Below are 18,659 nucleotides of genomic sequence, written 5' to 3' on the forward strand. Positions count from 1 at the left end.
CGTCCCGGGAGAACCGGGCGGGGCAAGGGGAGGTGCTCGAATTGCCGCAGCCCTTAGCATGGCCGGAAAACGGTTTCGACCTCCAAAGGATCAATCGCTTAACGACTTTGAAGCCGTCCGGGCCTTCGAGCATGTGTCGGATGCCGCGCGGCGCGACCTTACCGATGAAAGGTATAAAAATACCGTAATGCGATGTCCGCGACGCCAGTTCACGCCGGCGCGGCAGCGGTTGTCGTTCGCATCACTCGAGTCGGCCGGAGCTGTCCTTGTAGTCCTCGATCGTCGGCGTCTTGGCCGGACCAGACTCCGGGCCGTTGAACGCGGCGTTCCCGGCGAGGTGTTCTGCCAGATCGACAATTCGCTGCCTCTTGCTGGAATCCGTGATGCGGAGAAACATCTTGATGAGACGCAGTTCCTGGCGTCGCATCTCGAGCCCAGCATCGTCGTCCATGGCCATTCATCCCGTGCCCGCGTGGTCGCCGGGGTGAGATCGAGCCGGCGTCGTCGAAGCGAAAAGATACGAACGTCGTGCAATCGAGTTTCAGCGCCGTCGATCGGCTGCGAACATCCGACGCACGCGCCTCATCCATCCGCGACGTCCGAGTGCTTCACAATGAGAGATTGAGAACCCTTGGCAAGTTGTCACATACTCAATTTGGGTATGCTGGATGAGACGTTCGCTGCCGCCTTCGTTTACAAGATGAAAGCTGGTTTCCGATTCATGCAAAATGCTTCCGATATCATCCGGACAGTCTCGCGACACACACTGGCCTACATGCTGTTTTCGATCAGCGAGATGTTCCGCAACTACGACGAATTCGATCCGATGGACCTTCTGATCATTCACGCGATTCTCAATGCGAACGTCATCAGTGTGATGAACGATCCGTCGCTGGACGAGAAGTTTTCGAGCATCCACACGGTCGAGCCGGATGCGATCAAGCAGGGCGTGTCGCGAGCGGCGCTCTCGCGCTTCCTGAGCCTGCCGCTGGAGACGGTTCGCCGTCGCGTGACGGGACTGAAGAGGCGGAAGATTCTCGCCGAGACAAAGGCCGGGCTGATCGTGACAGAGCAGAACGCATTCAAGTTCGGTAACAACCACGAACTCCAGAAGACCAACATGCTGTTGCTCACCAAGCTGCTTCGCGACCTCAAGCGCGCGGGCATCAATGGGCCGGACGATCTACGTGCGCCCGAGAGCGCGGCATCGACCAGGAAGGCGAAATAGGCTGCGGGACATGGATCAAAGCCTTCTCGACATTGCACGCGACGGAGCGAGCAAGAGTGCGGCGGAATGCCTGTTGTCGTTCCAGGGTCTCAAGGCATCCTCGGCACTCGAACTGCAATCCTACGACATCGATCATTTCGGCGACAGCGAGCGATATGCCGGTGCGTCGAGCATGCCGTTATCAGCCGGCTCCACTGCGATCATGCGTGCGCGGCTCAGCCTGCCGAACCTGAGCCTGTCGCTGGTCAAGACCTTCCCGCGGATCATCAGGGGTTACCAGCTGGCGCATGCTGCGGCCGTGGTGGTGCCGATGGATCACGTGACCACCACCCGTATCAATGGGCAATCGATCGGTAGCTCCATCGTCGTCCTGAAGGGCACCTCCGATTGCCTGGTCTACGAGCCCGTCGGCCGCATGATCGGTGTCATCTACTTCACGCCGCCCGCGAGCGAGCTCTGGTCTCGGCTGGATGGCTATCATTTGCTGAGTCCGGCACCGGACATGCTCGCGGCCCTGCGCGGTCAGATTTCCACGACGCTTGAGACCGCGGCCAATGATCCGGATTTGCTGAACGCGCCGATGTCGCGTGCGTCGGTCGAACGATCGCTGCTCGGCGCGATGGATGCCGCCCTCGAAACCAGCGTGGACATCCGATCGACGCACGCCACGACGTCGACCTATCTGCGGATCGTCGCCGAGATGGAGAGCTTGATCCGGCACGATCTGACGATCTGGCACAAGACCACCGAGATGGCAGCGCGGGTGGGGGTGTCGGTTCGCACGCTGCAGAGTGCGACGCAAGCCATCTGCGGCATGAGCCCGCATCGCTACTCCAGGGTCCTGCGCCTCTGGTCGGTGCGCCGGCAGCTGCGCAGCGGACCGGGACGCCGCAGCGTGAAGGCCTGCGCCATTGCGCATGGCTTCTGGCATCTGAGCGAGTTCGCGGCGAGTTACCGGGCGGCGTTCGGAGAGCTGCCGTCCGAGACGCTGCATCGGTCGATGCGCGAGCACAGCTAGCCGGCCACAGCGACGTGGTCATGACGAAATAAGGCTCGGTCGGACTGGTTTACCTCTCCCCAACGGGGAGAGGTCGAATTTCGCAGCAATTCGGGTGAGGGGCCGCGACACCCAGTGAGACCTGAACCCCTCACCCGGATCGCATCTTGTGATGCGATCCGACCTCTCCCTTCGGGAGAGGTGAAATCCCCCGGCCCCGCATCGATTCAACTAAGACTTACCTCTCGGCAGCTCCGGGCCCCCAATCGCCCAGCACGGCCTGGACCAGTGCCAGTGCCGCCACCGCGGCCGTGTCGGCCCGCATGATCCGCGGGCCAAGGGCGAGCCGCAGGATGTTCGGCTGCCGCAGCAGCAGGGCGCGCTCTTCCTCGGCAAAGCCGCCTTCAGGGCCGATCAGCACGTCGATGCCCATTCCGCCTTGGCCATGGCCGGCCTTGCCTGCGTCTTGCAGGCTTTGAACAGGGCTTTGGACCTCCGCTGCCTCGTCGCAGAAGATGAGCAGGCGGCCTGCGGGGCGCTGACTGAGATACCGCTCCAGCGGCACCGGTTCTGCAACCGCGGCGATGCTCAGAATGCCACACTGTTCCGCGGCCTCGACGACGTTGGCGCGCATCCGCTCGGTATTGACCCGGGAGGCCTGGGTGAACCGGGTCAGGACCGGTTGAAGCGCGGCGGCGCCCATTTCGATCGCTTTCTGGACCATGTAGTCGAGCCGGGCATGCTTGAGCGGGGCGAAGACATAAGCGAGGTCGGGCAGCTGGTCCTGGGGCCGGACCTGCTGGAGGATGACCAGATTGTCCGGCCGCTTGCGGCCTTCGATCGCAGCTTGCCATTCGCCATCGCGGCCGTTGAAGGCCAAAACCTCGGCCCCGGCGGCAAGCCGCAGCACATTGCCCAGATAATTGCTCTGGTCCCGGTCGAGCGGAACCCGGGCGTCCAGGGCCAGGGGGGCGTCGACGAACAGGCGTGGGGCGCGAAAATCGTGGCAGGGCATTGATCAAAGGTCCAATCTGGCCCCGTTCTTAACCGAAAGCCGCCGTTTCGGGGGTTAATATCGTTCGAATCAGTTCGTCGGCACGCCGCGCTCTTGCCCTATTCGACGGGTTGTTAAGCGCTGGCGGGAATCGTAAAATCGCCAGCATGCTGGTTGCGCTTCAATTGGGAAGCCGCCGAGCCCCGTAAGCTCCTGCCGGAGAGACTATCCTGATGATCCGTCGTTTGATGGTTCCGATCACTGCCGCCATGGTCGTCATGGGGACTGCGGGTGCTTGCGCCCAGGGGTTCCCCGCGCCGCTGCCGGGCCAGGCCGCAAGCGATTCTGCTTTTCCGCCCGTCAACGGCCGGGCGCCGGTTGCCGCCATCGGCGGCGCGCCACAGGCCTCGTTCCCGACCGGCGGCGCGGCCCCTATCGGTGGTGCCGCCGGCGTGTTCGGCGCGGCTCCGCCGACGCAGGCCGGTCCGGGCCCGGATTGCATGAAGGCGTTCGTGCCGCTCCGCGAGGAAGCCGAGAAGCGCGGCAAGCTGATCAAGGCCGCGAGCGATCGCCACGCTCCGCCAGACGAAGCCTGCAAGTTGATCAAGAGCTTCGGCCAGGCCGAGCTCAAGATGATCAAATACGTCGAGGGCAACGCCGCCAAATGCGGCATCCCGCCGAACGTCGGCGCGCAGATGAAGGACGGTCACAAGGCGACCGAGGCGATGCAGACGAAGGTCTGCAACGTCGCGCAGCAGATGGCGAATGGGCCGCGCGGTCCGGCCGGTCCGTCGCTGAGCGAGGTGGTGGGGTCGGGCGCGGCGCCGGAAGCCAATCCCAGCAAGAAGGGCGGCAGCACTTTCGACACGCTCAACGGCAACATCCTCACCCGATGAGTGACACATCCGCCCGCGTTGCCGATTCCACCGGCAACTGGGTCGATACGCTCGCACCGCAATGGGCGCGTCCGTATCTGCGCCTGTCCCGCTTCGATCGTCCGATCGGCTCCTGGCTTCTCCTGATGCCGTGCTGGTGGTCGGCGGCGCTCGCGAGCGGCATGGCGCATGACGTCCACCGCCTGCCGCTGATCATCATGTTGTTCTTCGTCGGCGCCTTCGTGATGCGCGGCGCCGGCTGCACCTGGAACGACATCACCGATCGCGACCTCGACGACAAGGTCGAGCGCACCCGCTCACGGCCGCTGCCATCCGGCCAGGTGACGACGAAGCAGGCGCTGGCCTTCATGATCGCGCAGGCGCTGATCGGTCTCGTGGTGCTGCTCCAGTTCAACCGCTTCGCGATTGCGACCGGCATCGCCTCCCTGCTGATCGTCGCGATCTATCCCTTCATGAAGCGCATCACATGGTGGCCGCAGATCGTGCTCGGGCTCGCCTTCTCATGGGGCGCCTTGATGGGATTTGCCGTCACCTTCGGGCGCATCGACGTCACCGCGCTCGTGCTTTATGCCGGCGCGATCTCATGGGTGATCGGCTATGACACCATCTATGCGCATCAGGATGCCGAGGACGACGCGCTGATCGGCATCAAGTCCACGGCGCGCCTGTTCGGTGCACACACGCACCAGGCGCTGATCCTGTTCTACGGGCTATCGGTGATGCTGATCGGCGTCGCCCTGGCGTCGGGCGATGCGCGCTGGCCGGCGTGGTTCGGGCTTGCCGCGTTTGCCGTGCACCTGGGCTCGCAGATCATGCGGCTGAGGATTGACGATCCGGAACTGTGCAAGCGCCTGTTCTATTCGAACAAGCATGCCGGGGCGCTGCTGTTTGCGGGATTGCTGACCGACGCGGTGATGCGGGCAGCTTAATTCGCGGCTCTCATAGGGTGGGCAAAGGCGCACTTGCGCCGTGCCCACGATCTCTCAATGATTTCGATAGAAAAGGTGGGCACGCTTCGCTTTGCCCACCCTACGGCACCTGTGTTTGACGCTCAATTTCGCGCGATGATCTCGCGTTCCTGGCGATGAATCGGCAACTCCCGCGCCATGGCGGTGCGACGGCGCATCAGGAATTTCGGGCGGCGGGCGCGGATCGCATTGGCGCGGCGGCGGCGCGGTGCCGGCTCGCGGGCGCCCTCGTCGAGCTGCGGCAGCGCAAGGATCTCGCTCCAGATCGCCCAGGCCTCTGCGAGTTCGTCGCCATCGGCGCTGACCAGCAGCGGAACTGACAATGAGGGATCGCGATGCACGAGGACGAGGCTCTGCGCTTCGTCATTGCCGCGCAGCGCGACGCCGGTGAAGTCGCTGACGCGGACGTTGATCGCCATCCGCATGCCGCGGACGGCGCGGCGCAGCACGACACGCTCGCGATGAAGCTCGATCTGCCTGGTATAGCCGTCGGCGCGCGGATCATGCGCGTCGAAGCGGACCGGAAGGGAAAGAGGGTCGAGCCGCAAGCTGCGGCTCGACCCGGCGGGAGCGACCCCGCATGTTGCTGTTTGACGCCTCACGGCTTTCGTTCTCCCCGCCAGGATTATGTTCCCGGTCGATGCGAGCACCTTAGCGCGGGCCGTTCCGAAACCGCTTAAAAAGGCTGGTTAATCCAGCGTCACCGCCCGCCATGATTGACAAGACCTTGGCGCAGATGATTGACGAGACGTTGCGCGGAAGCTGCGAATCTGAGCTTTTGGCAGGCTGAAAATGCTTGAAGTCCGCACCATTTGGGCACATCTGGTGTTCAGGGCCGTTACCGCCCCGAAACCTCCCGCCCCAACAGGATTTCGTTTGTGAACCCTTCACCAAGCTCGACGCTTTCGCCCAAAGCCAATCGCGACCTGTTCGATCAGTCCGCGCTCTCGGATCTCGCGCAGCGTCTGGTCGAGGCGGCAAAGCGCGCCGGCGCGGATGCGGCCGATGCAGTCGCGGTGCGCGGCATCTCGCAGGGCGTCGAGGTACGCGATGGCCGTGTCGAGGAATCCGAGCGGTCCGAGGGCGACGATGTCGGCCTGCGCGTGCTGGTCGGCCAGCGCCAGGCCGTAGTCTCGACCAATGACGCCAGCGGCGATGCCGTGACCAAGCTTGCAGAGCGCGCAGTCGCGATGGCACGCGTGGCGCCTGATGACAAATATGTCGGCCTCGCCGATCCCGCGCTGCTCGCGCGCGATTTCCCCGATCTCGATCTGCTCGATCCCGATGTGCCCGCGACATCGGAGCTCGAGCGCCGCGCGCTCGAGGCCGAGGCGGCCGCGCTTGCCGTGAAGGGCGTATCGAAATCCGGCGGCGCTTCCGCCTCGTCGGGCATGGGCGGCATGGTGCTCGTCACCTCGACCGGTTTCCACGGGTCATATTTGCGCTCCAGCCAGGGCATCTCGGCGACGGCGATCGTCGGTGAAGGCACCAGCATGGAACGCGACTACGACTTCACCTCGGCGCCGCACGGTGCCGATTTGTTGTCGCCCGAGATGGTCGGCCGCTCGGCCGGCGAGCGCACCGTGGCGCGCTACAATCCGCGCAAGGTCGAAACCTGCAAGGTGCCTGTCGTGTTCGACCCGCGCGTCGCGGGCTCGCTGGTCGGCCATGTGGTCGGCGCCATCAACGGCGCCTCGATCGCGCGCAAGACCAGCTTCCTCAAGGACAAGCTCGGCCAGCAGCTGTTCTCGAAGAACATCCGCATCATCGACGATCCCCTGCGCAAGCGCGGCCTGCGCTCGCAGACGTTTGACGCCGAGGGCGTCGCGGTGAAGCGGATCGCGCTGGTCGACGAAGGCGTGCTGACGACCTGGCTGCTCGATTGCGCCACCGCGCGCGAGCTCGGCCTCACCACGACAGGCCACGCCCATCGCGGCGTCTCGTCCTCGCCGTCGCCAGGGCCGTACAATCTGCATCTCGAAGCCGGCACGCCGACGCCGGCCGAGCTGATCTCCGACATCAAGCAGGGCTTCTATGTCACCGACCTGATCGGCTCGGGCGTGAACGGCGTCACCGGCGATTACAGCCGCGGCGCCTCCGGCTTCTGGATCGAGAATGGCGAGCTCACCTATCCCGTCAGCGAAGTCACGATCGCCGGTCATCTGTTCGAGATCTTCAAGTCGATGCAGCCGGCCAACAATCTCGAGTTCCGCTACGGCATCAATGCGCCGACGGTGCGCATCGAGGGCTTGACGCTTGGCGGACGCTGACCTTTCCGACGCAGCCATCCTGACGCACGACGCGGCGCTGCTGCAGCACACGGTGCGGGAGGCGGGTGCGCTGGCGCAGTCGATGTTCCGCACCGAGCTGAAGAAGTGGATCAAGGGCGCATCCTCGCCGGTTTCGGAAGCCGACATCGCCGTCAACGACTTGCTCGAAGCCCGCCTGCGCGGCGCCACGCCCGATTATGGCTGGCTGTCGGAGGAGAGCGCCGACGATTCCACGCGGCTGTCGCGGCGCCTGACCTGGGTGGTCGATCCGATCGACGGCACCCGCAATTTTCTCGGTGGCCATGACGAATGGTGCGTCAGCGTCGCGCTTGTCGAGGTTTCAGCGCCAGTGCTCGCCGCGGTGTTCGCGCCTGTGAGCGGCGAGTTCTTTTTCGCCGTCCGCGGCCAGGGCACCACGCTCAATGGCAAGCCGGTCCAGGCCAGCGCCGGCACCGCGCTCGACTTTGCCCGCATGGCCGGCCCGAAGCCGATGGTCGAGCGACTCAATACGGGGGCCAGCGACATCAAGCTGCATCCGCGAATCGGTTCGCTGGCGCTCCGGCTGTGCCGGGTCGCCAATGGTGCCCTGGATGCGGCTTTTGCGGGTGGCAATAGCCATGATTGGGACCTTGCAGCGGCCGATTTGATCGTGCAGGAAGCGGATGGTAGGATGAGCGACCTCTCTGGAGAACCCATCCTCTATAATCGCCGGGAAGTGACGCACGGGGTGCTGGTGGCAGCGGGACGCGATCGTCATGCGAGCATTGTCGCGCATTTTCGAAACCGTCCCCTGGCTTGAGCACTGACGTCGTGCTTGTCGACCACTGCTTTGCCGGGCAGCCTCTTAGGAACCGAACCCATGCCAGATAGTGCCCCGCAACAACTGCTTCACCTCGTCATCGGCGGTGAGCTGCTCGACCTCGAGCACAACATTTTCAAGAACCTCGATGAGGTCGAGATCGTCGGCCTTTATCCGAACTATGCCTCCGCCCATGTTGCCTGGCGCGCCAAGGCGCAGAGCACGGTCGACAACGCGCAGATGCGCTATTTCATCGTCCACCTTCACCGGCTGCTCGACCCGAATCAAGAATCGAAGGCACGTTGAAAAAACTGCTTCGCAATACGCTGCGAAGCAGCTGGTTTCAGCGTGCCGTCGGGTTCCTGGCGGCCGAATGGCTGCGTCTGGTCTGGCGGACCAACAAGTTCTCCTTCGACCCGCCGGACGTCTATGAGCGCGTCGAGGCGCAGATGCCGGCGATCTTCGCGTTCTGGCACGGCCAGCATTTCCTCACCCCCTTCATCAAGACCAAGGACTGGCACCAGGCCAAGGTCCTGATCTCGCGCCACCGCGATGGCGAGTTCAACGCCATCGCGGTGGAGCGGCTCGGCATCGGCACGATCCGGGGCTCAGGCGACCACGGCGGCGCCTTCCATCGCAAGGGCGGTGTCGGCGCCTTCAGGGAAATGGTGTACACGCTTCAAGACGGTTGTAATGTCGCGCTGACCGCCGATGTCCCCAAGCGTTCGCGCGTGGCCGGCCTCGGCATCATCATGCTGGCACGGGAATCGGGGCGGCCGATCATGCCTTTTGCGATGGCGACCAGCCGCTTCATCCGGCTCAACAACTGGGACCGCACCACCATCAACCTGCCGTTCGGGCGCGGCGCGCTGGTCGGCATCAAGGAAATCCGCGTGCCGCCGGACGCCGATGCCGCCACCATGGAAGCGCTGCGGCAGGATCTGGAGGACACGCTGAACGAAGCGACCCGCCGCGCCTATGCGCAGCTCGGCCGGCAAGGGCCTCAAGAGGGGCCTGTCGATGGCTAGCTCGCTGCCTCGTGCGCTGCCCAAGTCGCTACCGATGACGCTGCGGATGTACCGGCGCCTGGCGACGAGCCTGGTGCCGCTCGCGCCGGCGCTGATCAAGCGGCGGCTGAAGCAGGGCAAGGAAGATCCCGCGCGCGTCGGCGAGCGGCGCGGGCTCAGCCGGGATGTGCGGCCGCACGGCCCGCTGGTGTGGATCCACGGCGCCAGCGTCGGCGAGGTTCTGGCCGCGGCCGCGCTGATCGAGCGGCTGCGCGATCTCAATCTGCGCATCCTGCTGACCTCGGGCACCGTCACCTCGGCGGCGATCGCCGCCAAGCGCTTTCCACCCGACGTCATCCATCAATACGTGCCGTATGATTCCCCGCGCTATGTCGCGCGCTTCCTGGATCACTGGAAGCCGTCGCTCGCTTTGTTCATCGAATCCGACCTGTGGCCGAACCTGATCCTGGCGGGCGCGGCGCGCCGGGTGCCGATGGTGCTGATCAACGGGCGGATGTCGCCGCGCTCGTTCCCGCGCTGGCGGCGGATGCACGGCACCATCTCGGCCCTGCTGTCGCGCTTCGACATCTGTCTGGCGCAGTCGAAGACGGATGCCGAGCGTTTCGCCGCGCTCGGCAGTCGCGACGTGGTCACGACGGGCAATCTCAAGCTCGACGTGCCGGCGCCGCCGGCCGACCCCGCCAGGCTCGACCGGCTGATGGCGGCGACGCGCGGGCGCCCGATCATCGTGGCGGCCTCGACCCATCCCGGCGAGGACGAGATGCTCGTCGCGGCGCATCGCAGCCTCGTCGGCATCTTTCCGCGGCTTCTGACCGTGATCGTGCCGCGGCATCCGGATCGCGGCTCCCAGATCTCCGGCATGGTCACCGCATCGGGCCTGAAGCCGGCGCTGCGCTCGCGCGACGAGCCGCTCGCGGCCGCCACCGACGTCTATGTTGCCGACACGATGGGCGAGCTCGGCCTGTTCTATCGCCTCTCGCCGATCGTGTTCATGGGCGGATCGCTGATCCGCCATGGCGGACAGAATCCGATCGAGGCGATCAAGCTCGGTGCGGCCATCGTCCATGGTCCGCATGTCTTCAACTTCGCCGATGTCTATCAGGCGCTCGACGGCAGCGGTGGCGCGCGCCAGGCCGACACGCAGGAGGCGCTGGTCAAGCAGCTCGGCCTGTTGCTGGCCGAGCCCGCCGTGCGCGACAAGATCCACCAGGCCGGCGCCGGCGTGGTGGAGGAGCTCGGCGGCGCACTCGATCGTACCATGACGGCGCTCGAGCCGTATCTGATGCAGTTGCGGATCGAGATGGGAGCCGCCAATGCGTGAGCCGGCCTTCTGGTACCGGCCGCGTTCCCCGAAGTCGCATCTGCTCAGCCCGCTGGCTGCGCTCTATGGCGCCATCGCCGCACGCCGCATGGCGCGCAAGGGATTCGACGCCGGCATCCCCGTGCTCTGTGTCGGCAATTACCATGTCGGCGGCGCCGGCAAGACGCCGACCGTGCTGGCGCTGACCAGGCTGCTGCGCGAGCTCGGCGAGACGCCTGTCGTGCTCAGCCGCGGCTATGGCGGACGCTTGCATGGCCCTGTCATGGTCGACCGGATGCGTCACGACGCATCCGATGTCGGCGACGAACCCATGATGATGGTGCGCGACGTCCCGGTCGCGGTCGCGCGCGACCGCATCGAGGGTGTCGCGCTGGCCAAGTCGCAGGGCGCCACCGTCATCCTGATGGACGACGGCTTCCAGAATCCGAAGCTGATGAAAGACGCCGCGCTGATCGTGATCGACAGCCAGCGCGGCCTCGGCAACGGCAAGGTGTTCCCGGCCGGTCCCCTGCGCGCGCCGCTGAAGCCGCAGCTCGCCCACACCGACGCGCTGGTGCTGATCGGCGACGGCCACGCCGCGGACGGCATCGCGGCCGAGATCGCCGCGCGCGGCAAGCCGGTGCTCCGTGCGCGGCTGAAGCCTGACGCGGCGTCGGTTGCGCAGCTTCTTGACAAGCAGGTTCTTGCCTTCGCCGGCATCGGCGATCCCGAACGGTTCTTCAGGACCTTGCGGGCGAGTGGGATCGAGGTCGCGCGCACGCGTCCCTTCGCCGATCATCACGCGTTTTCGCGCGACGAACTCGCCGCGCTCGCCGCCGACGCCGCGCGCGAGCAGCTCACGCTGGTGACCACGGAAAAGGATCTCGCGCGCCTGCGCGGCAGCGAGGGCGCGCCTGATGGCATCGTGCCGTTCGCGGTCCAGCTCGAGTTCGACGACCAGGCCAGGCTGAAGCAGCTGATTGGCGATCATCTCTACAAGGCGCGCGAGCGCAGGTTCAGCAATCGATGACTTCGTAGGGTGGGTTAGCCCCGCGACTGCGCGGAGCGCAGTTGCGCGGCGTAACCCACCAACGTCGTCCCGCGTTCGCCGAAACATGGTGGGTTACGCCCAGCGAGCTGCGCTTCGCGCAGTCGCAAGGCTAACCCACCCCAAGGCTAACCCACCCTATGGCACCTGGCCATTCAGCCGGCATTCATCGCCAGCTCTCTATCGATCCCACACGATTCTGGAGACTGCGATGAAACTGCCCTTCGCGGCCCTTGCCGCCGCCCTTGTGTGTCTGACTGTTGCGCCGGTCTTTGCGCAAACGCCGCCCGCTTCTCCGACCGCCACGGTGCCGGTTCCCGCCACCAAGCGCGTCAATTGCCTCGCAACCACTCAGAATTTGCAGGGTCAGGACAAGCGCGACCAGATGCAGCTCTGCATGGCGCAGGCGCGGCTCGATTGCCTGAAGCAGGCGATCGATCAGAAGGTCGTCGGTGAAGCGCGCAAGGCGGCGATCAAGACCTGCGTGGGCACGGAAGGCGCCGAGCAGAACTAGCCGGCGGCGCGGGGCCTCACGATTGCGGTCTCGGCGCGTTCGGAAAATGCCGCTGCAGCACGGCGGTAGGCGTGGCGTAGGCTTCCTGCAGGTCTACGCTCCAGTACTTCAATTCGTCGAGCGGTATCCGCATGTCCGTGATGGCGCAGCGCACGAAAGTCCCCGGCGAGATCACGCGGAAATCGCCGTCGAGATATTGCACCTGGGCTTCGCCATGCCCCGAGGGGCCGAACTTGTTCAGCACGGTCGAAAGTCTCCGTGGGAGGGCCTCCTGGGAAAACCTCGGAGGGCACGATGTGTCGGACTTGAAATAGCATAGATGGGGTGGCTTGTCCGCCCGTTAAACCCACCGGTTTGTGATGTTTTGCCGCCGTTTGCGCATGATAGTGCTTGAGGCCGTGCGGCCCTCCTGAGAGTCCGATGCGCCCCTTATTGTCCGCCCTGGTCCTGCTACTCTTGATGTCATCCGCGCATGCCGCGCCGGCGCCGCAGGCCGTCGAGATTCCGCTGTCATCAGGCGTCCTGCATGCGCAGCTGTTCAAGCCCGAAGGGGAGGGACCGTTTCCGGCCGTGATCGCGCTGCACGGCTGCGGCGGCCTCGGCAGCCATTCCGAGTCCGTGTCGCCGCGCTATCGCGACTGGGCCGAGCGCCTGCTCAAATCGGGCAATGCCGTGCTGCTGCCCGACAGCTACGGCTCGCGCGAGCTCGGGCCGCAATGCCGCGTCAAGGAGGTCCACGTCAAGGCACGGCGCGAGCGCGTCACCGACATCGCGGCCTCGCGTGCCTGGCTGATGAAGCAGAGCTGGGTGGCGCGCGACCGTGTCAGCCTGATCGGCTGGGCCAATGGCGCCAGCGCCCTGCTCTGGGCGGTGCGCCCGCAGAGCGCGGCGCGCGATGCAGGGCCGGATTTCCGCGCCGCGATCGCGTTCTATCCGGATTGCCGGATTTCCGCCGGCCTCGGCTGGAGCGCGCGGGTCCCGACTCTGGTGCTGATCGGCGCCCTCGACGACGTCTCCTCGCCGCCGGCCTGCCGCCAGATGGTGGATGGCGCCCATGGCCGCAGCGCGCTCGCGCGCATCGTGGTCTATCCCGGCGCCTATCACGATTTCGACCGCGCCAACACGCCGCTGCATGCGGCCTCCGCCAGCTCCGATGCCGCCGTTCCCGAGCACGGTCATCTCGGCACGGATGCCGAGGCGCGCGCGGAGTCGCAGAAGGAAGTGGCGGAGTGGCTGGCGCGATAGGTGCGATGCCTTAGTTCGACCATGATGTCGGCTAAACGCATCGCTCATGCGCAACCGCTTCATCATCTTCTCCTCCGCACTGGTCGTCTTCACCGTCGCGGTCTTCCTGTTCGAAGCCCAGGCCGGCGCGCCCCCGCGCGCGCCCGAGCATTGCGGCTTCTGGACCACTATCGACGCGGGCTTGTCCTGTAGGTAGGGGGCTACGGGCTGCCTCAACGCCGTCATTGCGAGCGGAGCGAAGCAATCCAGATTGTCTCTGCGGAGGGATTCTGGATTGCTTCGTCGCAAGGGCTCGTCGCAATGACGAGGATGGGCTGCGTGCATCCCCAACACCAGTGTCATCGCCCGGCTTGACCGGGCGATCCAGTACGCCGAGACGTCTGTGATTTATCGAAAAGCCGCGGCGTACTGGATTCCCCGCTTTCGCGGGGAATGACAGTGAGGGCGACGCGCCGCCATCGCGCCTCAGAACAAACTGCCCTGATCCACCGGCTTCGCCACGCGCTTCGGCGCAGGCTTCGCCTCCTGCGCCGCGGGCTTCGGCTGCGCGCGCTTCGGCGTCGGCTCGGTGCGATCCGCATCCGCTGTCGCGCCCACGCGGCCATCGGCGAACTCGATCGCGATCCGCGCATTCGGGCCGACGCTGTCGGCCGAATGCAGCGGATGCCCGGCCTCGTCGCGCACCAGCGCGAAGCCGCGGGCGAGCACGCCGCGATAGGACAGTGCCGAGAGCAGCTTGCCGCTGGCCTCGACGCGGGCGTCCAGCCGCTGCAGCAGCGTGATCAGCGCGCGGCCCGCGCGTTCGGAGAGCCGTTGCGTGCGCTCGCGCTGGCGGGCAATGGCGTTGCGCTGCGCCTGCGCGTTGGAGAGCCTTGAGGCACGCAGGCGCACCTCAAGCCCGGCAAACCGGTCGCGGCGTTGCCGCAACAGCGAGCGCGCGGAGAGACCAAGCCGCTCGCCGCACACCGTGAGCCGGTGCCCCGCCTGCGCGACCTGGCCGTGCAGCACGCGCAGCGTCAGTTTTGAACTCGCCGCGGTGAACCTGCGGAAATGCGCATGCGTGTTGGCCTTGAGCCCGCGGGGCAGGGCGCTGCTCGCCGAATCCAGCCGCTGCCGCGGGATCGCAAGGAGATCGCCGGCGGCGGGCAGCGCGCGCGCCGCCGCACGCAACTCGCTGCGCCGGCTCTCATGCGCGCGTTGCCAATAGGCGCGCGTGCGGCGCGCCAGATCAGCGACCTCGACGAACAATTCGCTGCGCACCGGCACCGCCATCTCGGCCGCCGCCGTCGGCGTCGGCGCGCGCTTGTCGGCGACGAAATCGATCAGCGTGATATCCGTCTCGTGCCCCACCGCCGAGATCAGCGGGATCATGCTCTCGGCCGCTGCGCGCACTACGATCTCCTCGTTGAACGACCAGAGGTCCTCCAGCGAGCCGCCGCCGCGCGCGACGATGAGAACGTCGGGCCGCGGAATCCTGCCGCCCTCCGGCAGCGCATTGAAGCCGCGGATCGCGGCCGCGACCTGTTCGGCCGAACCTTCGCCCTGCACCTTCACCGGCCACACCAGCACGTGGCGGGGAAAGCGGTCCTCCAACCGGTGCAGGATGTCGCGGATGACGGCGCCGGTCGGCGAGGTCACCACGCCGATCACCTCGGGCAGCCAGGGCAGGAGCTGCTTGCGCGCCTCGTCGAACAGGCCTTCGGCGGCGAGCTTCTTCTTGCGCTCCTCCATCAGCGCCATCAGCGCGCCGATGCCGGCCGGCTCCAGCGCCTCGATGACGATCTGGTATTTCGACGAGCCCGGATAGGTCGTCAGCTTGCCTGTCGCGATCACCTCGAGCCCCTCCTGGGGCTTGAAGCGCATGCGGCCGTGCACGCCCTTCCAGATCACCGCCTCGATCTTGGCGCTCTCGTCCTTGAGCGCGAAATAGCAGTGGCCGGAGGAATGGGCGCCGCGGAACCCGGAGATCTCGCCGCGGACCCGGACATGGCCATAGGTGTCCTCCACCGTCCGCTTCAGGGACTGGGAGAGCTCGGAGACGGTGAATTCGGGCGTATTGGGCAGCGGTTCCGCAGGCGGCATCGGCAAACGATTCGGCATATTGGGGTCGTGTGGGACGTTAAGGATTTTCGCCTGAGAGCGCGAATCCCGCTCTTGATCTCAAGAGTACTCTGTAATATAGAGTTCTCTATTGGTAATCTGGTCAGGGAGTTCTAGCCATGGCGATGCTGGTGCTGCGAGGTGCGCTGAACGTGCTGAAATGGGGTCTGGTCGCGGTCGGCGCCGTGGCGCTGATCTTCACCGCCCTGATCGCGACGCCGCTGGAGCGGCCCCCGGAGATGCGCTCGGTCTCGGAGTCGGTCAAAGGCGTCGATTTCTCGACCCTGCCGGTGCTGGAGCGTTTCCAGGCCCGCGACGGCACCTGGCTCGGCTACCGCCACTATCAGGCGAAGGGGGCGGAGACGGGTCGCGGCGCGATCTTCATCCATGGCTCCTCCGCCTCGTCTGCGACCGTCAACCACGCGCTGACGGCGGCGATGGCCGCCCACGGCGTCGAAACCTGGGCGCTCGACACCCGCGGCCACGGCGCCTCGGGCACGCATGGCGACATCGGTTATGTCGGCCAGCTCGAGGACGACCTCGTCGACTTCGTCGCACATATCCGCAGAAGCGCGCCGGATCTGCCGCTGACATTGATTGGCCATTCCGCCGGCGCCGGTTTCTCGCTGCGCATCGCCGCGACGCCGATCATCCAGGATCTGTTCGTCCGCACCGTGCTGGTCGCGCCCTATCTCGGCTATGACGCGCCGACCAATGTCGCGCATTCCGGCGGCTGGGCCAATGCCGACATCCCGCGTCTGCTGGGGCTCGCCGCCTTGCGCAAGCTCGGCATCGATTGCTGCGCGCAGCTCCAGGTGCTCGCCTTCGCGGTGCCGCCGGGTTCGGCGCTCTATCTGACGCCTGTTTATTCCGACCGCCTGATGCGCAATTTCGCCACGCGCGGCTACCGCGTCGATCTGCCTGCCGTGACGCATCCGATGACGATCTTCGGCGGCACTGAAGACGAGATGATGATCTCGGCCAAATACACGGACGTCGTGCAGGCGATCAAGCCTTCCATCGACGTCAAGATCATCGACGGCGTCAACCACATGGGCATGGTCACGGCCCCGAAGGCTGTGAATGCGATTGCCGAGGACGTAGCGACGCGCGGGAGCGGGCAGTCGTGATGCGGCCTGCTGCTGGCAGGGCATTCGCAGATGAGAGCGAACGATGGAGCGGCATCGGCGGTAAGCTCCCTCCCCCGCTTGCGGGGGAGGGTTGGGGAGAGGGCTGTCTCAGCACTGGGACCGTCGCGACTTGCGGAGAAAATCCCCAAGCGGAGAGAGCCCTCACCCGCCGCGCGCGGGACGATGCTGGCGCATCGCCCGGGGCGCGTCGGCCTCTCCCGCAAGCGGGAGCGGCGGGAGCAAGCCGCGCAGTCCGCCTAAAATCCATATGCGATTGTCCTGCCGTTGCAGGCAAGCCGTGGAGATGTCAGTGAAAAACCTGTTCGAAGCGGCCAAACTCCTGCTGCTCGACATGGCGGCGACGCTGTTCTTTCTCGCGCTTTATCTGCTGACCCACAACGTGCCCCTGTCGGTCGTGCTCGGCATGGTGCTGGGCGTGGCCCAGATCGGCTGGCAATTCGCGCGTCGCAAGCCGGTCGACACCATGCAATGGATGAGCCTGTTCCTGGTGCTCGGCGCCGGCACCGTCACGCTGATCACCGCCGATCCGCGCTTCGTGATGATCAAGCCGAGCGTCATCTACGTCATCGTCGGCGTCGTGATGCTGAAGCGGGGATGGATGAACCGCTACCTGCCGCCGATCGCGATGGAGCTGGTGCCTGATGTCGCCAACATTGCCGGCTACGCCTGGTCGGCGCTGATGTTCGTCTCCGCGGCGCTGAACGTGATCGTCGCGCTCAATGTCGACGTTGCGACCTGGTCGATCACCATGTCGATCTACGGCATCGTCAGCAAAGCCTTGATGTTCCTGGCGAGCTACGTGGTCATGCGCACCATCGGTGCTGCGCGCCGCAGGCGTGCCGCCAGCCGCCAGCACGATGCCGCGATGATGCCGGGTTGATGGGGGCGGACATGATCGACAGCAAGCAGGCGGCCGAATCGCTCGCCGAGATCGACGATATCGTCCAGCGCGTGAAGCAATCGCAGCTCTACGAGCTCGCCAGCACAGCCGCCATCTGGTGGGGCGTGCTGGTTTTCGCCGGCAACGTCATCACATGGCTGTGGCCAACTTACGCGCGCTACGCCTGGCCCGCCGTCGACATCCTCGGTGTCGGCGGCCTGGTCGCGATTCGGTTGCTCACCCCGCCGCGGCCGCACGCGCCAAGCTTCGACATCAGGATCGTGCTTGTCTTCGTGCTGTTCTTCGCGTTCGGCAATCTCTGCACCAGCGTGCTCGGTCATTTCGGCGGGCGTGAGCTCGGCGCGTTCTGGCCGATCTATTTCATGCTGTTCTACACGCTCGCCGGCCTCTGGTTCGGCCATGCCTTCGTCGCGATCGGCCTCGTCATCACCGCGCTGACGCTGATCGGCTTCTTCACGATCGGCGAAGCCTTCCCGCTCTGGATGGCCTTCGTCAACGGCGGCGGCCTGATCGTCGGCGGCCTCTGGATGCGGCGCATCTGATGGCCGAGCTCGACGACATCATCCATCAGCCGCTGCGGCTGAAGATCATGGCAGCCCTCAACGCCCTGCCGGTCGCATCAGGCCTGGAATTCGCGCGGCTGAAGAAACTCACCGGCGCCACCGACGGCAATCTCGGCGCGCACATCGAGACACTGGCGAAGGCCGGCTATGTCTCGGTGGAAAAGGCATTCGTGGGGAAGAAGCCGCAGACGACGGTGACTGCTACAGCCACCGGCCGCGGCGCGTTCGCGCGGCATGTGGCGACGTTGCAGGAGATCATTGCGGGGAAGCAGGGGTGATCGTCTGAAGCCTCACTGCTAGTTCCGTCATCCTGAGGTGCGAGTGGCGCGATGCGTCAGCATCGCGCCGGGAGCCTCGAAGGATGAACGGCCCCGCTGCAGCAGCCGGGCCGTCGCCCTTCGAGGGCCGCTGAAGAAGCGGCCACCTCAGGATGACGGATGACGATGACAGTGCACTAAATGATGTCAACCGATGCTTTGGCTTCGGCTTTGGATTTAGTGCACCGTCTCCGTAATGGCATACTCCAATTGTGGACCTACTACCGTGAGTCAGCTGGCGACCAGGGCTTGGCGAGCATGCTCTGCGCTCGGCTTGCGGGTCGAGCTAGGGTTTCGGCTCGTGCCGTCGAGCGGTCAAGCCGTCGTTACGGTCGCGCGA

The 18,659-nt window shown here is 65.7% G+C and carries 22 protein-coding genes; 17 read left to right on the forward strand and 5 right to left on the reverse strand.

Annotation, left to right across the window (positions count from 1 at the left end; translation table 11 throughout):
* Positions 1–241: 241 nt before the first annotated feature.
* Positions 242–451 (reverse strand): hypothetical protein, encoded by a 210-nt coding sequence (locus tag JQ621_RS18310; RefSeq protein ID WP_212236061.1) that lies wholly within the window; start codon positions 449–451, stop codon positions 242–244.
* Positions 452–721: 270 nt separating this feature from the next.
* On the opposite strand from JQ621_RS18310, the gene JQ621_RS18315 reads away from it, so the two are divergent.
* Positions 722–1,228, forward strand: coding sequence for a hypothetical protein (locus JQ621_RS18315; protein ID WP_212236062.1), 507 nt, complete (start codon positions 722–724; stop codon positions 1,226–1,228).
* Between the two features lie 10 nt (positions 1,229–1,238).
* Positions 1,239–2,246: a helix-turn-helix domain-containing protein gene (locus JQ621_RS18320; protein WP_212236063.1), complete on the forward strand. Its 1,008-nt coding sequence runs from the start codon at positions 1,239–1,241 to the stop codon at positions 2,244–2,246.
* Between the two features lie 217 nt (positions 2,247–2,463).
* Here the strand turns inward: JQ621_RS18320 and JQ621_RS18325 are convergent, their stop codons facing one another.
* Positions 2,464–3,240: a 16S rRNA (uracil(1498)-N(3))-methyltransferase gene (locus tag JQ621_RS18325; RefSeq protein ID WP_212236064.1), complete on the reverse strand. Its 777-nt coding sequence runs from the start codon at positions 3,238–3,240 to the stop codon at positions 2,464–2,466.
* Between the two features lie 212 nt (positions 3,241–3,452).
* Here JQ621_RS18325 and JQ621_RS18330 point away from each other — a divergent pair, with 212 nt between their 5' ends.
* Positions 3,453–4,115 (forward strand): hypothetical protein, encoded by a 663-nt coding sequence (locus tag JQ621_RS18330; protein ID WP_212236065.1) that lies wholly within the window; start codon positions 3,453–3,455, stop codon positions 4,113–4,115.
* Positions 4,112–5,044: a 4-hydroxybenzoate octaprenyltransferase gene (gene ubiA / locus JQ621_RS18335; RefSeq protein ID WP_212236066.1), complete on the forward strand. Its 933-nt coding sequence runs from the start codon at positions 4,112–4,114 to the stop codon at positions 5,042–5,044. Before JQ621_RS18330 ends, ubiA begins: the two co-directional genes overlap by 4 nt.
* A 122-nt stretch (positions 5,045–5,166) precedes the next feature.
* On the opposite strand, the gene JQ621_RS18340 is transcribed toward ubiA, so the two are convergent.
* Entirely contained in the window at positions 5,167–5,685 is a 519-nt protein-coding gene (locus JQ621_RS18340) for a DUF6101 family protein (RefSeq protein ID WP_212236067.1), read from the reverse strand.
* Between the two features lie 276 nt (positions 5,686–5,961).
* On the opposite strand from JQ621_RS18340, the gene JQ621_RS18345 reads away from it, so the two are divergent.
* The 7 genes from JQ621_RS18345 (at position 5,962) to JQ621_RS18375 (ending at position 12,042) form a co-directional block, all read left to right on the forward strand.
* Complete coding sequence (locus JQ621_RS18345) at positions 5,962–7,353, forward strand: TldD/PmbA family protein (RefSeq protein WP_212236068.1); 1,392 nt, start codon at positions 5,962–5,964, stop codon at positions 7,351–7,353.
* On the forward strand, positions 7,340–8,152 hold the full coding sequence (locus JQ621_RS18350) for a 3'(2'),5'-bisphosphate nucleotidase CysQ (RefSeq protein ID WP_212236069.1): 813 nt from the start codon (positions 7,340–7,342) through the stop codon (positions 8,150–8,152). Before JQ621_RS18345 ends, JQ621_RS18350 begins: the two co-directional genes overlap by 14 nt.
* A gap of 60 nt (positions 8,153–8,212) precedes the next feature.
* Positions 8,213–8,458 (forward strand): DUF4170 domain-containing protein, encoded by a 246-nt coding sequence (locus JQ621_RS18355; protein ID WP_212236070.1) that lies wholly within the window; start codon positions 8,213–8,215, stop codon positions 8,456–8,458.
* Complete coding sequence (locus JQ621_RS18360; RefSeq protein ID WP_212236071.1) at positions 8,455–9,180, forward strand: lysophospholipid acyltransferase family protein; 726 nt, start codon at positions 8,455–8,457, stop codon at positions 9,178–9,180. Before JQ621_RS18355 ends, JQ621_RS18360 begins: the two co-directional genes overlap by 4 nt.
* Positions 9,131–10,501, forward strand: coding sequence for a 3-deoxy-D-manno-octulosonic acid transferase (locus JQ621_RS18365; protein ID WP_409334233.1), 1,371 nt, complete (start codon positions 9,131–9,133; stop codon positions 10,499–10,501). Before JQ621_RS18360 ends, JQ621_RS18365 begins: the two co-directional genes overlap by 50 nt.
* Positions 10,494–11,510, forward strand: a complete 1,017-nt coding sequence (lpxK, locus tag JQ621_RS18370; RefSeq protein WP_212236073.1) for a tetraacyldisaccharide 4'-kinase — start codon at positions 10,494–10,496, stop codon at positions 11,508–11,510. The genes JQ621_RS18365 and lpxK overlap by 8 nt, the downstream gene beginning before the upstream one ends.
* A gap of 229 nt (positions 11,511–11,739) precedes the next feature.
* A complete protein-coding gene (locus JQ621_RS18375; RefSeq protein ID WP_212236074.1) occupies positions 11,740–12,042 on the forward strand; it encodes a hypothetical protein in 303 nt (100 codons plus the stop codon).
* A gap of 16 nt (positions 12,043–12,058) precedes the next feature.
* Here JQ621_RS18375 and JQ621_RS18380 read toward each other — a convergent pair whose 3' ends face one another.
* Positions 12,059–12,286: a DUF2093 domain-containing protein gene (locus JQ621_RS18380; RefSeq protein WP_212236075.1), complete on the reverse strand. Its 228-nt coding sequence runs from the start codon at positions 12,284–12,286 to the stop codon at positions 12,059–12,061.
* 176 nt (positions 12,287–12,462) lie between these two features.
* Between JQ621_RS18380 and JQ621_RS18385 the strand changes: the two genes are divergently transcribed.
* Both JQ621_RS18385 and JQ621_RS18390 read left to right on the forward strand, forming a co-directional pair.
* On the forward strand, positions 12,463–13,287 hold the full coding sequence (locus tag JQ621_RS18385; RefSeq protein ID WP_212236076.1) for a dienelactone hydrolase family protein: 825 nt from the start codon (positions 12,463–12,465) through the stop codon (positions 13,285–13,287).
* A gap of 46 nt (positions 13,288–13,333) precedes the next feature.
* Positions 13,334–13,483: a hypothetical protein gene (locus JQ621_RS18390; RefSeq protein WP_212236077.1), complete on the forward strand. Its 150-nt coding sequence runs from the start codon at positions 13,334–13,336 to the stop codon at positions 13,481–13,483.
* A 269-nt stretch (positions 13,484–13,752) separates the two neighbouring features.
* Here JQ621_RS18390 and xseA read toward each other — a convergent pair whose 3' ends face one another.
* Entirely contained in the window at positions 13,753–15,387 is a 1,635-nt protein-coding gene (xseA, locus tag JQ621_RS18395) for an exodeoxyribonuclease VII large subunit (protein WP_212236078.1), read from the reverse strand.
* Positions 15,388–15,506: 119 nt separating this feature from the next.
* Here xseA and JQ621_RS18400 point away from each other — a divergent pair, with 119 nt between their 5' ends.
* The 4 genes from JQ621_RS18400 (at position 15,507) to JQ621_RS18415 (ending at position 18,280) form a co-directional block, all read left to right on the forward strand.
* Positions 15,507–16,517: an alpha/beta fold hydrolase gene (locus JQ621_RS18400; RefSeq protein ID WP_212236079.1), complete on the forward strand. Its 1,011-nt coding sequence runs from the start codon at positions 15,507–15,509 to the stop codon at positions 16,515–16,517.
* 310 nt (positions 16,518–16,827) lie between these two features.
* Complete coding sequence (locus JQ621_RS18405; protein ID WP_212236080.1) at positions 16,828–17,418, forward strand: inner membrane-spanning protein YciB; 591 nt, start codon at positions 16,828–16,830, stop codon at positions 17,416–17,418.
* Positions 17,419–17,429: 11 nt separating this feature from the next.
* On the forward strand, positions 17,430–17,981 hold the full coding sequence (locus JQ621_RS18410; protein ID WP_212236081.1) for a hypothetical protein: 552 nt from the start codon (positions 17,430–17,432) through the stop codon (positions 17,979–17,981).
* Positions 17,981–18,280 carry a winged helix-turn-helix domain-containing protein gene (locus JQ621_RS18415; protein ID WP_212236082.1) on the forward strand — a complete coding sequence of 100 codons (300 nt, stop codon included), beginning with the start codon at positions 17,981–17,983 and terminating at the stop codon, positions 18,278–18,280. The genes JQ621_RS18410 and JQ621_RS18415 overlap by 1 nt, the downstream gene beginning before the upstream one ends.
* Positions 18,281–18,659 lie beyond the last annotated feature (379 nt).

The sequence above is a fragment of the Bradyrhizobium manausense genome (assembly GCF_018129685.1).
Taxonomy (GTDB): domain Bacteria; phylum Pseudomonadota; class Alphaproteobacteria; order Rhizobiales; family Xanthobacteraceae; genus Bradyrhizobium; species Bradyrhizobium manausense_D.

Coding starts and splice junctions, on each gene's coding strand:
- JQ621_RS18375 (WP_212236074.1), top strand. CDS start 11,740: ATGAAACTGCCCTTCGCGGCCCTTGCCGCCGCCCTTGTGTGTCTGACT.
- JQ621_RS18410 (WP_212236081.1), top strand. CDS start 17,430: ATGATCGACAGCAAGCAGGCGGCCGAATCGCTCGCCGAGATCGACGAT.
- JQ621_RS18390 (WP_212236077.1), top strand. CDS start 13,334: ATGCGCAACCGCTTCATCATCTTCTCCTCCGCACTGGTCGTCTTCACC.
- JQ621_RS18365 (WP_409334233.1), top strand. CDS start 9,131: ATGCGCAGCTCGGCCGGCAAGGGCCTCAAGAGGGGCCTGTCGATGGCT.
- xseA (WP_212236078.1), bottom strand. CDS start 15,387: ATGCCGAATCGTTTGCCGATGCCGCCTGCGGAACCGCTGCCCAATACG.
- lpxK (WP_212236073.1), top strand. CDS start 10,494: ATGCGTGAGCCGGCCTTCTGGTACCGGCCGCGTTCCCCGAAGTCGCAT.
- JQ621_RS18400 (WP_212236079.1), top strand. CDS start 15,507: ATGGCGATGCTGGTGCTGCGAGGTGCGCTGAACGTGCTGAAATGGGGT.
- JQ621_RS18310 (WP_212236061.1), bottom strand. CDS start 451: ATGGACGACGATGCTGGGCTCGAGATGCGACGCCAGGAACTGCGTCTC.
- JQ621_RS18385 (WP_212236076.1), top strand. CDS start 12,463: ATGCGCCCCTTATTGTCCGCCCTGGTCCTGCTACTCTTGATGTCATCC.
- JQ621_RS18330 (WP_212236065.1), top strand. CDS start 3,453: ATGATCCGTCGTTTGATGGTTCCGATCACTGCCGCCATGGTCGTCATG.
- JQ621_RS18320 (WP_212236063.1), top strand. CDS start 1,239: ATGGATCAAAGCCTTCTCGACATTGCACGCGACGGAGCGAGCAAGAGT.
- JQ621_RS18315 (WP_212236062.1), top strand. CDS start 722: ATGCAAAATGCTTCCGATATCATCCGGACAGTCTCGCGACACACACTG.
- JQ621_RS18325 (WP_212236064.1), bottom strand. CDS start 3,240: ATGCCCTGCCACGATTTTCGCGCCCCACGCCTGTTCGTCGACGCCCCC.
- ubiA (WP_212236066.1), top strand. CDS start 4,112: ATGAGTGACACATCCGCCCGCGTTGCCGATTCCACCGGCAACTGGGTC.
- JQ621_RS18355 (WP_212236070.1), top strand. CDS start 8,213: ATGCCAGATAGTGCCCCGCAACAACTGCTTCACCTCGTCATCGGCGGT.
- JQ621_RS18415 (WP_212236082.1), top strand. CDS start 17,981: ATGGCCGAGCTCGACGACATCATCCATCAGCCGCTGCGGCTGAAGATC.